Raw genomic sequence first — 12,111 nt, 5'->3', positions numbered from 1 at the left:
GGTCAAACAGCCAGCGGGTTGTCGTCGTCATCATCGTCGGCGGCCCCTGCCCCGATCCTGGCACGGCTGGTTGGTGTCAGGCCGTATTCGGCGGCAAGCTGGCGGGCGATTGTCATGTAGCGGATCTGCAACCCGCCCAGCTTCAGGTCAGGCAACTGACCGGCAGCCATGGTGTCGGCGATGGTGCGCGCGGCGCCTACGGCGGCGCAGTAATTCTCGACGCCGGCCAGGTCGGCTTTCGTGATGACGCGCCGCTCGATCAGCTGCGGCATGATCCGCTTCCACTCCGCCTTCGCATAGGCCGACAGGTGCTTCGGCGCCGGCGGCGCCTTGGTCAGGGCGTCCTGGTCGGGGCTGAGGGCCGGTTTGATGCCGCGCTGGTGGACGCTCATTTCGCCCTCGTCACACGCATTTCGAGCACCCGCCGCCGCTCGATCTCTGCGACCGCGTCGAGATCGTAGGCCACACCATCGAACACCAGGCGATCCGCCGTAGAGAGGTCCGCCAGGGCAGCCTGCCAGCGCACGCGGAACACCACCGCTGCGCGCTCAGCCTCCCCGTAGCCGGTCAGCAGCTCCTCGGCGCTGTGCTGCATCAGCTCGGCGCGCACCGCCGCCAGGGGCGACCAAGCCTTCGACACGGCACCAGAAGCCGCAACCGTTTCGACCTGGCGCTCGAAGGTGATGCGGTGGATCAACTTGCCTGCGGCGAGCATGTCAGACCCTCCACCGAACTACGGCTTCAACCTCGCCGACGCCGTGGCAGTAGGCCAGCTCGGGGTCCGGATCGCGCAGGTAGGTGAAGCTGGGCCGGGTGTAGTCGTCGATCGAGAACGCCGCACTGCCAGCCGGAGCATCCCATAGCGCCAGGCCCGTGGCGATGCCGATCTGCCGCGCCGCTTCAGCGCCATCGTCGAGCGCCCAGATATGCAGATCGAGGGCGACGCGCGTGAGGTAGAAGCCGCCGGCGGCGCGCCCCAGGTGGATGGTCTGTGGCGTGGCGAGGATGATCGCCGGCAGCTTGTCGGGCCGCGTGGAGCCGGCGCGAATATGATCTGCCGGCACCAGGTCGGTGACAGGTGCCGCTGCCAAAAGCGTGGCGCGCAGTGCGGTCTGAAAACTCAGGCTCGGGTCGGTCGTCATTAACTTCCAGCTTTCCTGATCGCCGCGCTGATCGCGCGTTTGATGCGGTTCTCGATCCGGTTCTTCGCCAGGCGGAAGCCGGGCCGCATGAACGGCTGCGCCTCCATCTTGACGGTCCCGAACTCGTTGAAGTGACCATGCCGCACCTGCTCGTTGCCGGCGGTGACAAGCGCCTGGTTCGGGCCGGCGGTGCGCCGGCCACCACCCTCGGCATAGGCCGGCGTCGTTTCGTTGGGGCCGGTGACGGCGATGGACGCCTTCAGGTCGCCCTCTTCGACGGGCACCAGGGCGCGCATGTTCGCCGCCACATCCTCGGCAGACCGCACCAGAGCCGGCCGCAGCTCCGCCAGCACCTCACCGGGAATGGCGTTCAGGCGCGCCGCCAGACGCTTACTGTCAGCGGTAAGTGTCATAGCCGGTCACCTGCTCGCGATAGGAAGCGAGAAGTTCATGGACGCCGAACGGCACCAGGCGCAGCGACACGACGCTGGCGCTCTCGCGCTGGCCATACCAATAGGCAGCGAGCTGCAGCGCTGCCTCGGTCAGGGCCGGCTCACCGGAGCGGAAACTCAGGCCGATGTAGGCCGCAACCCAGCTCTCGGCAGTGTCGAGCTTGTGCGCCAGCAGCTCGTCATCGTCGTCGTGCTCGATCGCAAGGTGGGCTTTCAGAAGGGTCAGGGGCGTGATGCTCATGGTGTCACCGTGTAAAATCTATTTTCATGGTCTCTTGTGCGCGCCTCCCCCCGCCGGTCCCCTCGGGACGGCCAAAGTCTCGACCCACCCCCGGTCGCCTGGTCTGCTGCTTCTTCCGCCCGGTGTCCCGCGGTGCGGCGATGAGGGCTTCTGGCGTCGCAGCCGTGTCGAGGCGCTTCAGAACGCGCTCGCGGACGGCGACAGGGTCGAGGTCGATCATCTCGCAGATGACCGCGAGGCTGGGGCTGGGCCGCAGGAAGAACTCGCGCGCGTGCATGGTCTCAGTGAGCCGGCAGCTGGGTCCACCTAGCACAGCAGGCGCACCGAAGAGCGCGTCCTCGATGAGGGTGAACAGCACCTCGCACCAGAGCTGGCGTTCGGGGACGATCATTTCCGTCGCCCTGACATTGCGCGAACGAGCGAAAGCGTGCGAAGCCTGTTGCGTATCATACGAGGAACGAGATGACGGACATAAACAACTGGATTGCCGTCTATGCTGCGATCGTCGCGACCGGCGCACTGGCTCTCGAAATTCGACGATGGTTTGAGAGCGGACCTCGCATCAAAGTTCGCGTCAAACCGAACATGGTAGTGGCTCGGCGTGGCTTCGATATCGACCAGCGACACGTCCTTGTAATTGCTCGCAATCGAGGGACACTTTCCACGACAATTACGGGGCTCAGCATCTATCAATACCCGAACATGCTTTGCCGCCTGTTGAGGATCAAAGAACAGTCCTTCGTTGTTCCAAAGCCGGGACTTGAGGGACAGCCGCCAGGCATCCCGCACCTTCTCGAACCCGGAACCGAATGGCATGGCGCATTTCTCAAGACCAAAGGTAACGACGCCGAATTTGAAGACGGCAAGACCGTCGTTAATGTCCACACTTCCAGCCGCGACCGGCCTTACCGTGTCGCCATTCCAAGGCGAAAGAAATCGCAGGAAGAGATTACGATAACTGCGCAACAGTGATCGCTCAGCAGGGTGCGACGTTCGCTCAAACACCGGGGCGCTCCTGCCGTTGCTTGTGGGCGTTGTGGTGGTGCGCGCAGAGCGGCTGCCAGTTGGCGCTGTTCCAGAACAGCACCTTGTCGCCGCGGTGCGGGGTGATGTGATCGACCACGGTTGCAGGTGCGGTGCAGCCGGGATGGGCGCACATCGGGTGCGCGGCCAGGTAGGCAGCACGCGCCTTCTCCCAGGTGCTCGTATAGCCGCGCTGGCGAGCGCTGGGGCGGCTTGCGTCGTAGCGGCGGTTTCGGGCGCGCCTGGTCTCGATCTGGCAGGCACATGCAACGCCATGGGGCACCACGGCGCCACAGGAGCACAGGCGGGGCGGCTTGCTCATGCGTAGCTTCCTGCCAGGCGCGCCTTGAGGGCACGCAGGCCCTCGCGATCAAACTCGGGGTCGAGACCCTCTTCGCTGTTCTGGCGGCGCTGCTCCTCGGTAGGACCGGCGTGGTCCTGCTCCTCCTCGGCGCCACCGTGGAGAATGCGGAGCTTGCCCAGGTGCGCCTCGAAGCTGGTGATAATCTCCTGCGGCGTGGCGGCCCATGCTTCTGCCGGTGCCCAGCCCAGCCATCCGGTCGCGAGGCCGAATAGCTCGTTGAACAGCTCCGACCATGACATGACCGTGCTCGCTTCAGACGCACGGCCAGCGGCGCCCGTAGGTGCCGGCAGGAGCATGGCGATCACCGCGACCAGGGCGGCGCGCCAGGCGAGCATCTCGCGCAGCGGGGCACCTGCAGCCTGGTGCAGAAAACGAACAGCCGCGCCGGCGTCCGTCGCGGTCGCCTCGATCACCGCCCTGACGGTCATGGTGTCGAGCTGATCGAGCTTCTGCAGGAGGGCCGGGAAGCCATCATGCAGCCGCTCAAGTGAACACGCCGCACGCAGGGTCGGTCGCAGGCGCAGGGCGTTGACGCCCTGCCCCAGCAGCACTTCCTCATATGCGCGCGGCGTGCTCATCGGTTTAGGCTTCGAGGCTCAGCTTAGCCAGGGCCTCGCCGAGGACAACACGACCACCCACGCGGCGCCGCGCCACGAACTTGACGATGCCACTGGCGCTGCCGGTGTATTCATCGCGCAGGATCTCGAAGCCGATCCGATCGCCGATGGTGTAACCGGTGGCAAAGTCGCCGAAGACGACCGGCGTATTGCCAGCGGTCGGGTCAGGCATATCCACAGCTTCGAGCACCGGGCGGCCCAGGAGGGTCGCCGGCTGGCCAGCGGCCAGGCCACCCTGCCAGAGATACTGGCCGTCGTTGTCCTTCAGCTTGCGGACCAGGGCCATGGTCTTCCGGTTCATCATCCACACGCCGGTCGCGGCATAGGCCGTCTTCAGCGCGTAGTAGTGGTCGATCAGGGCGTCGGCAGTCAGGTTGGCCACCTCGTTGTCGGCCACCTCGGTCGAAGTCAGCACACCTTCCGGCTGGGTCGTGCCGTTGCCGGTGACGAACCAGGTCGCCTCGACCTGGCCGAAGCGCCGGGCGATATGACCGGCCAGGTAGGCGGAGAGGTCCACATGGGCGTCTTCGAGGAGCGCCTTGGTCGCGGGGACGATCACACCCATCTCGAAGGGCTGCAGAGGAATCTGCTCGAAGCTGGGTTCGTCAGAAGCCTTCGCGGCGCCTTCGGCCACGGCAGCGGGGTCTACCTGATCGACCAGGCGCGGCAGCTGGATCAGCGGGCCGTTCATCTGGATCGAGGAGGCGACGCCGCGCACGGGCGAGAACTCCGCCACCTTCTCGATGATTGTCTTGGCGACGGTCTCGGGGGCAAGGATTCCGCCGGTGCCGGTGCCGTAGGAGAGCGCCTTCACTTCGGACGCATCGCCGGTGCGGAGGTAGTTGGCGAAGGCCTTGGTCTCGTCGGGGTTCATGACCGGCGAGCTGGGGCCGGTGATGTAGACGCCGGTGCGGTTGCCCTTGGCTTCGAGCTTGTCGAGGCGAGCCTTTACCTCGTTGAACGACTTCACGTCGATCTGGGACACCTGCGGCGTGTCGTTGGCCGGGGTGACCGGGGGCGTTACCACCGGCGCGCCGGTGATCTCTTCGGGTTCCATGTGGGGTATCTCCTGTGCGGAACTGGGGGCGTCATCGGACTTGAGGGAGGTGATCTGCGCGCCCGGATGACACGGGATTGCGACGACAGATATTTCGTGGAGCTGGGCCGCCGTGATGGTGCGGCCCTTGGCGTGGCGCGTGGCGTTCTTCGTCACGAAGCCGATGCTGAGGCCGGTGACGGCGCCGGCGCGGATCATGGCGCGCACCTCACGGGCACGGGCGACGTCCTCGATCAGGAGCCTGCCCTTCACGCTGAGGCCTTCGTCCGTCTCGCCGATCTCCTGCCAAACGCCGATCACCTGGCCCTGGTCGTGGGCAAAGAGCATCGGCAGGTTGGCGGGGAAGCTCAGGGCGCCCTTGCCGATCACATCGCCCACCCGGTCGGGGGTCGCAAAGGGCCAGGCCAGGCCAGTGATCTCGCCAGTCTCGGTGACGGCAAAGGCTGCTTTGACTTCGAGGCGATCGCTCATGCCGCGGCGTCCTGCTTTGCTTCAGGTGCGCCATTCCAGCGGGCATCCAGGATATCGAGGGCAAGGGGGTAGAGCCGGTCGAGCGGCTGGTTCCGGGCATAGGTATCCACCAGGTGCATAGCGTCCTTCGGATCGGCACCTGCGCCGATCAGGCCCAGCCGGATGATCTCGACCAGGTCGGCCAGCCGGAACTGCATGTTCACGGCGCGCAGGTAGAGGGCGCCGATGCCAAGATCGGCGATCCGCTCAAGCTCCACGATCATGGAATCGGTCAGGGCGAAGGCGTGGTCGCCGTCGCCGAAGAACTTGGTCACGTTCATGCAGCGGCGTCCTTCGAGGTCGCAGTGTAGGGGTTCGACAGCTCGTCGCCGCCGGCGCGCGGGGCGAGGTTCAACCCGCCCCGCACTTCGTTGGCGGTAAGCACACCCATGCTGCGATACTGGCCGTAGGCGGTCGCCCGGCTTATGTGATCGGTCGTGAGAAGATCATCGACCACAAATTCGAGGTAAAGCCTGCTGCGCTCTTCCGTAGTCAGGAGGCACCGGGCGTAGGCCCAGGTCCACTCCGCCAGCCAGGGCTTCAGCGTCACGGCGTAGAACTGCCGCGTCATCTCCTCGGTATTTGACCAGGTGCCCCGGCTCAGCTCGAACAGCATCGTCGGAGGCACACGGAAGATGCGTGCAATCTCACGGACCTGTTCAAGGCGGTTTTCGGCGAACTGGGCGTCGGCCAGTGTGGTCGAAAGCGGCAGGTAGTCCATGCCTTCGTCGAGAATGGCCGTGCCCCCTGCCCGGCTGCGGCCATGAGTCGTGAACCAGCTCGAAGCGAGCTTCTTCTTCGCTTCCACGTCCATGACCTTGGGCGACCTGATCACACCAGAGGGCCGGCCACCGTTGGCGAAAAGGCCGCCGATATGCTGCTCGAAGGCGAGGGCCAGGGCGATTGCCTCGCGGCCAAGGATGATCGGGGAAACGCCGCCAAAGGGGCGCACATCGAGCACGTCGCGATAGGAGAGGCGCACCCGGCCCTGGTCGGTGTTGACCATGTAGAACGGCTCGCCGTCCGCCTCCTGCTCGCGCTGAACCTTGCCAGGCTCCAGGCGGTGCAGCTCGAATGGCGTGTCGTTGCCCAGGCGAACCACTTGGGCATAGCCGGCACCATGCAGGAGGGCGTCGGTCGTCAGCTCGGTGCGCAGCTCGCTGGCGGAGGTCCATTCGTTGGCCTCGTCATGCACCAGACGGTAGGCCGGATGATCCTGCATGGTGGTGCGCGTGGTGCGGTCATACAGCTTCAGCGGCACAGCGCCCACCGTCTCAGCAATGAGGCCCACGGCACAGGCGACGGCAGGAACGCGAAGCGCCGACTGGGCGCTCACGCTGATCCCTGCACTCGTCGGCACAGCGCCGAAGAGCGCGAACGCGTCGGGGTCGGTTAGCGTGAGGGCTTTGCGCTCAGGATTAGGCGCGGGTTTCTTGAAGAACGGGAAGGCCATGTCTGTGCTTGGTGGATATAAGTTGATATCAACTTATCATAGAAAAGCGCCACCGTGAATCACAAAGCTGCTAACATGGGAGGTTTTGCGCAACTTTTTTGCGCGAACCCTCACCTGCTACTCAAATGAAGGTGTAGGCCGGTAGACGCTTGATCGCTTCAGCTTTGGCCTTCAGGGACACGTCGCCATAACCGTCCGAAGCACTGGTGCCGACATGGCCTTGGATCGCGTCATACACCCTCGGCAAGATGTTCAACTCGATGCATTGCGACTTGAAGCGGTGCCGCCAGGCGTGTGTCGGCTGCAGCCCGTCCGGCACCAGGTTTTCGGTCCGCAGCCAAGCAGCAATTTTGTTAGACGTCAGCTCACCCTTCGCCTTGAAGCTTTCCGGCTTTTTCCCGTTGTGAAAGAGCGGGCCGGGGTCGGCGCTCTCGACGTAGTCGATGAAGCCTTCTTCGATGATCTGCGGATGCAAGGGCACGTCGCGGAACATGCCAGTCTTGATCGTGCCGGCGTCGGGCGTAAGGCGGATCACCCATATGGCACCCTCCTGCCGAACATCTTCTTTCCGGAGTTGGGCAATCTCGCCGATCCGACTTCCGGTGAAGGCCCCCAGCATAGGCAACCATCGCTTGGCAGCCGTCATGGTCGGCTTCTCACGGACATAGCCCCATTCGTCCGCGTTGGGAACGTGCGCACGGGAGGCCTTCAGGATCGTCAGAGCTTCGTCATCGGTGAAGCCCTTGGGGCGGCTCTGCACCCTCTTGCCCTTGGACTGCTTCACATGGGCGGCAACGTTCTCAGGCAGCCGATCGTTCTCGACGGCCCAGTTCAGGACGCTGCGGATCGTCGAGAGGTATTTGCTACTCACCGTCTGAGGGGCCAGCGTCTTCAACAGGTGGTCGCGCCATTCCATGATGTTCTTCTTCGTCAGGCGAGCGGCGTCGTCATGCCGGACGAACTTCCGGAGGCGCTCCACGGCCACCCCCAGGTCTTTGCCGCCGTCCTTCATGCTGCCCGTCTGCTGGCGCATACGGACGTAGTCAGTCCACAAGCGCTTCAGGCTGACAGGCTTGGGTGCATCCTCGGGCGGCACAGCGTCACGGATGATGGGGGCAGCAGGGGTGCCGGTGAAGTCGCCCTCATCGCGCTCTGCGACCCTCGCCAGCGCCTCCAGCTCGGCGTGACAAAGGGCACGGGCAATCTCGCGCCACTTGGTGCTGCCCTTCTTCGCATCGAGGTTTCCTGCAGTGCGGAATCGCTCAATGGCAGGTCCGACAAGATCAGTCAGCTCGTCGTCGCTGGCGCGCCCCGCGATTGCATAGCGCAGCCGCTGAACGAGCCCATCGTCGATCCCGACCATTGGCCAGCGATGATCGTTCCGCAGCTGGTCATCGAGCGCCATGCGCTGGCCGTAGAGGCTGGCGGCGAGCTGATCAGGCGCCAGAGGGTAACGGGCCGGGCCAGGGAGTGCCGCCCCTGCCCCGCTTTTGCGCTCGGCAAGTGCGATCTGGTGTTGAAGCTGAGCGACGGCACCTGGCAGGAGCTTGAGCGCCTGGCGGTAGTCACCACCTAGAGAAGCGCGCAGCTCGGTCTTGCCGATGATTCCGCGAAGATCCTTAGGGACGACGAGCCGAGCATGGTAACGGCCGGAGCGGTTGATCAGATGACGAACTTTGCCCGCCATGGAAGCACCTTTTGTAACCGAAGTTGTAACCATAGATCGGACATAGGCCCCTATTTGCAAGGGGATATCTTGTTTCCATGGCTGCAAGGTGGTCGGGGCGGAGAGATTCGAACTCCCGACCCTCTGTTCCCAAAACAGATGCGCTACCAGGCTGCGCTACGCCCCGACGAAGCGGGTCTTATCCCGTGCCGCAGAGAAAGGGAAGAGGCTGTTGTCAGCCACCTGCACCGGCGCAGGGCCATGCCGCAGCAGAGCCGAAGGCCGGATGCAGCATCTGCGCACCCGGCGCGATCCCGAAGGCCCTGGCCAGCCCGCCGTTAACCTCCAGCACCGCAAAAATACCCGGCCCGCCAGAGATAGGCGTTTCATCCAGCGGAACTGCATTGGAATGCACCCGCTGCACCACGCCGCGTTCATCAAGGAAGATCATGTCGAGGGGAATCAGCGTGTTCCGCATCCAGAAGCTCACGTGCCCCGGCTTTGGGTAGATAAAGAGCATCCCCGCCGAGCGGGCCATGGATTTGCGGTGCATCAGCCCCTGGCTGCGTTCGGCAGCATCATCGGCGATCTCCACCGAGAATCGGACCTGCCCCTCGCCCCACCGAAGCCGCACCTCATCCATCTCGCAGCCGGGCGCAGGCGCCACCAGCGCCTCGCCCGCCCCGTCCGGCATGGCAGCAAAGGGCGCAGCCTTACGGCTGCCCTCCAGATCAAGCGAAGGCTCACCCTGCGCGGCAAGCGCGGCAGGGCAGATCGTCAGCAACAAGGAAACCAGTAAACCGGGCATGGCGCGCCGCCGCTCAGGCTGCGCGCGCCATGCCCTCAGTCCTGCTTTTTCGTGAGCGCCGATTCCCATGAGAGCACCTGTGTCGCCATTCTGCCGCGTCGCCCATCGACGACCTTCAGGCAGATTGCCTCGCCCGGCTGCAAATCTGCAAGGCCGGAGCGCCGAAGCACTTCAATGTGAACGAAGATGTCCTCGGGGTGGCGGAAGACATTGGCAAAGCCGAAGCCCTTGCCCTTGTCGAACCACTTCACCCGCGCAGGCTCCATCGGCAACGCGGCAAGCTCCTCGGGATCGAGGGCGGCCACATCGTCCAGCGGCGGCGCATCACCGGGCTCGGGCGGGTCGATCGCAAAGACCTCCACCGCCTGCTGGCCCCGGTTGGTATCCTGTATGCTGATATCAATACCGGCCCCATCCGCCACGGAGCTTTGCCCGAAGTTTCGCAGAACATTCGCGTGCAGCAAGATATCGGGCCCGCCTTCGTCAGCTATGACAAAGCCAAATCCCTTGGCTGGATCAAACCACTTGACCCGGCCCTTGACACGCTTGTGCTCATTAATTTCGTCGTCTTCTTCCATTACGATTCAATAGTGTCCTCATGGCGCATGCAGAGCCGAAGGCCCAACAGACGCTACGCCCCACGAACAAGGGCATTCCCCTACCGCTTAAACGGTGCCTGCCGATCCGCGAGTGTTACGGATGAAGGCGCCGGACCTGCCAGTCACGATCCGTCACGGCAGAACGCGTCCACCTGAACCGGTCGTGAAGACGAAACGCGCCATCCGCCCAGAATTCGATCTCGAGTGGCAAGATTCGAATTCCGCCCCAGAACGGAGGACGCGCGGGATTCTTCCCGTGCTTCGCTGTCACCTTTGCAACCTCGGAAATGAGCGCCGCGCGGGATGACAGGGGTGTGCTTTGCCGCGAGGCCCAGGCACCCAACCTGGATTGAAGTGAACGGGACGCGAAATATTCATCGGCCTTCTCGCCGTCTTCCCGTTCCGTGACGCCCCTGACGCGAATCTGTCGCCTCAGGGATTTGGCGTGCCACACGAAAGCAGCCCGTCCGTTGACGTCAACCTCTTTCGCTTTAGCGCTACCCCAGTTTGTATAAAAGAGAAAACCGTGATCTTCGACTTCTTTCAACAGAACCATGCGTGCATTTGGCAGCCCGTCCGCATCTACCGTGGCAAGCGCTATGGCATTGGGATCATTGGGTTCTGTGTCCTCAGCCTTCGCAAGCCATGCGCGTGCAATGGCAAAAGGATCAACCCCCGCAAAGATTCCGCTTCGTTCCGCCATGGCTTGCCATTCCTGTTCCGGCCCGGGTTACGCGCCGGATTCCTGCCGCACAACCTGTCCCTTAAGACAGGGGCTCCGCGCTTTTGCACAGTGTCTGCGCGCAGTTGCTTGTATCGCTCACATTCTTGCCCGGTTGCGGGAGCGCTTGCAACCTCGCCCCGCCTTGCCCTAAAGGGAGCGGACCAGATGCGACGGAGGGGTCGGGATGAGTTCACAACTTATGGCGGGCAAGCGCGGGCTGATCATGGGGCTCGCAAATGACAAGTCCATTGCATGGGGCGTGGCCAAGGCCCTAGCCGATGCCGGGGCCGAACTGGCACTGACCTATCAGGGCGATGCCTTCAAAAAGCGCGTCACTCCCTTGGCCGAGCAACTCGGCTGTACGCTCATGGCCGATTGCGACGTCACCGACATGGACAGCGTCGATTCCTGCTTCGCCGAGATCGAAAAGGAATGGGGCGAGTTCGACTTCTACGTTCATGCCATCGGCTTTTCCGACAAGAATGAGCTGCGCGGCCGCTACGTGGATACCTCCCGCGAAAATTTCCGCATGAGCATGGATATCTCCGTCTATTCCTTCACCGCCTGCACCGCGCGGGCAGAGAAGCTGATGAAGAACGGCGGCTCCTGCCTGACCCTCACCTATTACGGCGCCGAAAAGGTTATGCCCCATTACAACGTGATGGGCGTCGCCAAGGCCGCGCTGGAGGCCTCCGTGCGCTACCTCGCCGAAGACCTCGGCAAAGATGGTATTCGCGTCAACGGCATCTCCGCCGGCCCGATCAAAACGCTGGCCGCCTCCGGCATCGGCGATTTCCGCTATATCCTCAAATGGAATGAGCTGAACTCGCCGCTGCGCCGCAACGTGACCATCGAAGATGTGGGCAAGAGCGCGCTCTACCTGCTGTCTGATCTCGGCTCCGGCGTAACCGGTGAGATCCACCATGTCGACGCCGGCTACCACGCTGTCGGAATGAAGGCGGTGGATGCGCCCGATATCGACGTTGTGACCAAGCGCAAAGACAGCTGATCCAGCGCCATGCCAGAGTATTGGCCCGTCTTCGATCCAGATGTCCCGGCGGTCATGGGCGAGGATTACGTCGATCTCGCGATGTTCGACGCCCCGCCCTTCCCCGATATCTTCATCGACGCGGGCCAGGCCCCGCTCGAGGCCTACATCGGGCTCTCAGAGGCCGAGTTCAACGACATCAATCAGGCCATGCCCGAGCACATGCGCCGCCCCTACAACCCTGAGCGCGATGGCCCTTGGTTTCCGCCTGAGGCGATGCTGACGCTTTGCGCCGCCATCCGCACCGCCCTGCGCGACCAACCCGAGCTCTTCACCGGATGGCCCGATATGGCTCAGCACACCGAAGAGCTGCTCGACGAGACCGAGCGCGTTTTCCAACGCGCGGTCCAGCACGGCGTCGCCTTCCGCATCTCTGTCTCCACCTGACTCAAGAGCACAGGCCCTCC

The 12,111-nt window shown here is 63.8% G+C and carries 18 protein-coding genes and 1 tRNA gene; 3 read left to right on the top strand and 16 right to left on the bottom strand.

Annotated features, from left to right (window positions below):
• Positions 1-2 precede the first annotated feature (2 nt).
• The 6 genes from ACXAG6_RS10405 to ACXAG6_RS10380 are packed head-to-tail and all read right to left on the bottom strand — an operon-like array spanning position 3 to position 2,226.
• A complete protein-coding gene (locus ACXAG6_RS10405) occupies positions 3-392 on the bottom strand; it encodes a P27 family phage terminase small subunit (protein WP_475337417.1) in 390 nt (129 codons plus the stop codon).
• The gene (locus tag ACXAG6_RS10400) at positions 389-715 is read right to left on the bottom strand and encodes a head-tail adaptor protein (RefSeq protein ID WP_475337416.1); all 327 of its coding nucleotides are present in this window, start codon (positions 713-715) and stop codon (positions 389-391) included. Before ACXAG6_RS10400 ends, ACXAG6_RS10405 begins: the two co-directional genes overlap by 4 nt.
• 1 nt (position 716) lies before the next feature.
• A complete protein-coding gene (gp17, locus tag ACXAG6_RS10395) occupies positions 717-1,142 on the bottom strand; it encodes a tail completion protein gp17 (protein ID WP_475337415.1) in 426 nt (141 codons plus the stop codon).
• Positions 1,142-1,555 carry an HK97-gp10 family putative phage morphogenesis protein gene (locus tag ACXAG6_RS10390; RefSeq protein ID WP_475337413.1) on the bottom strand — a complete coding sequence of 138 codons (414 nt, stop codon included), beginning with the start codon at positions 1,553-1,555 and terminating at the stop codon, positions 1,142-1,144. The genes gp17 and ACXAG6_RS10390 overlap by 1 nt, the downstream gene beginning before the upstream one ends.
• Entirely contained in the window at positions 1,539-1,835 is a 297-nt protein-coding gene (locus ACXAG6_RS10385; RefSeq protein WP_475337412.1) for a head-tail connector protein, read from the bottom strand. The genes ACXAG6_RS10390 and ACXAG6_RS10385 overlap by 17 nt, the downstream gene beginning before the upstream one ends.
• Positions 1,836-1,839: 4 nt before the next feature.
• Positions 1,840-2,226, bottom strand: coding sequence for a hypothetical protein (locus ACXAG6_RS10380; RefSeq protein ID WP_475337411.1), 387 nt, complete (start codon positions 2,224-2,226; stop codon positions 1,840-1,842).
• A gap of 71 nt (positions 2,227-2,297) precedes the next feature.
• Here ACXAG6_RS10380 and ACXAG6_RS10375 point away from each other — a divergent pair, with 71 nt between their 5' ends.
• Positions 2,298-2,807, top strand: coding sequence for a hypothetical protein (locus ACXAG6_RS10375; protein ID WP_475337410.1), 510 nt, complete (start codon positions 2,298-2,300; stop codon positions 2,805-2,807).
• A 25-nt stretch (positions 2,808-2,832) separates the two neighbouring features.
• Here the strand turns inward: ACXAG6_RS10375 and ACXAG6_RS10370 are convergent, their stop codons facing one another.
• From ACXAG6_RS10370 to pdxH, 10 genes are all read right to left on the bottom strand, one after another.
• Entirely contained in the window at positions 2,833-3,180 is a 348-nt protein-coding gene (locus ACXAG6_RS10370; protein ID WP_475337409.1) for an HNH endonuclease signature motif containing protein, read from the bottom strand.
• Entirely contained in the window at positions 3,177-3,800 is a 624-nt protein-coding gene (locus ACXAG6_RS10365) for a hypothetical protein (protein WP_475337408.1), read from the bottom strand. The genes ACXAG6_RS10370 and ACXAG6_RS10365 overlap by 4 nt, the downstream gene beginning before the upstream one ends.
• 4 nt (positions 3,801-3,804) lie before the next feature.
• Positions 3,805-5,367, bottom strand: coding sequence for a phage major capsid protein (locus ACXAG6_RS10360; RefSeq protein WP_475337406.1), 1,563 nt, complete (start codon positions 5,365-5,367; stop codon positions 3,805-3,807).
• Positions 5,364-5,687, bottom strand: coding sequence for a gene transfer agent family protein (locus tag ACXAG6_RS10355; protein ID WP_475337405.1), 324 nt, complete (start codon positions 5,685-5,687; stop codon positions 5,364-5,366). The genes ACXAG6_RS10360 and ACXAG6_RS10355 overlap by 4 nt, the downstream gene beginning before the upstream one ends.
• Entirely contained in the window at positions 5,684-6,859 is a 1,176-nt protein-coding gene (locus ACXAG6_RS10350; protein ID WP_475337404.1) for a phage portal protein, read from the bottom strand. Before ACXAG6_RS10350 ends, ACXAG6_RS10355 begins: the two co-directional genes overlap by 4 nt.
• 121 nt (positions 6,860-6,980) lie before the next feature.
• A complete protein-coding gene (locus tag ACXAG6_RS10345) occupies positions 6,981-8,546 on the bottom strand; it encodes a DUF6538 domain-containing protein (RefSeq protein ID WP_475337402.1) in 1,566 nt (521 codons plus the stop codon).
• Positions 8,547-8,635: 89 nt separating this feature from the next.
• Positions 8,636-8,712, bottom strand: a tRNA-Pro gene (locus ACXAG6_RS10340).
• Positions 8,713-8,760: 48 nt separating this feature from the next.
• Positions 8,761-9,219 carry a DUF192 domain-containing protein gene (locus ACXAG6_RS10335; RefSeq protein ID WP_475337949.1) on the bottom strand — a complete coding sequence of 153 codons (459 nt, stop codon included), beginning with the start codon at positions 9,217-9,219 and terminating at the stop codon, positions 8,761-8,763.
• Positions 9,220-9,368: 149 nt separating this feature from the next.
• On the bottom strand, positions 9,369-9,911 hold the full coding sequence (locus ACXAG6_RS10330) for a cold-shock protein (protein WP_475337401.1): 543 nt from the start codon (positions 9,909-9,911) through the stop codon (positions 9,369-9,371).
• 115 nt (positions 9,912-10,026) lie between these two features.
• Positions 10,027-10,635: a pyridoxamine 5'-phosphate oxidase gene (gene pdxH, locus ACXAG6_RS10325; RefSeq protein ID WP_475337400.1), complete on the bottom strand. Its 609-nt coding sequence runs from the start codon at positions 10,633-10,635 to the stop codon at positions 10,027-10,029.
• 205 nt (positions 10,636-10,840) lie between these two features.
• On the opposite strand from pdxH, the gene fabI reads away from it, so the two are divergent.
• Both fabI and ACXAG6_RS10315 read left to right on the top strand, forming a co-directional pair.
• On the top strand, positions 10,841-11,665 hold the full coding sequence (fabI, locus tag ACXAG6_RS10320; RefSeq protein WP_475337399.1) for an enoyl-ACP reductase FabI: 825 nt from the start codon (positions 10,841-10,843) through the stop codon (positions 11,663-11,665).
• Between the two features lie 9 nt (positions 11,666-11,674).
• Positions 11,675-12,091, top strand: a complete 417-nt coding sequence (locus tag ACXAG6_RS10315; protein WP_475337398.1) for a hypothetical protein — start codon at positions 11,675-11,677, stop codon at positions 12,089-12,091.
• Positions 12,092-12,111 lie beyond the last annotated feature (20 nt).

This window comes from Vannielia sp. ABF1_015 (genome assembly GCF_056160745.1).
This window is presented reverse-complemented; position numbering and strand designations above follow the sequence as displayed.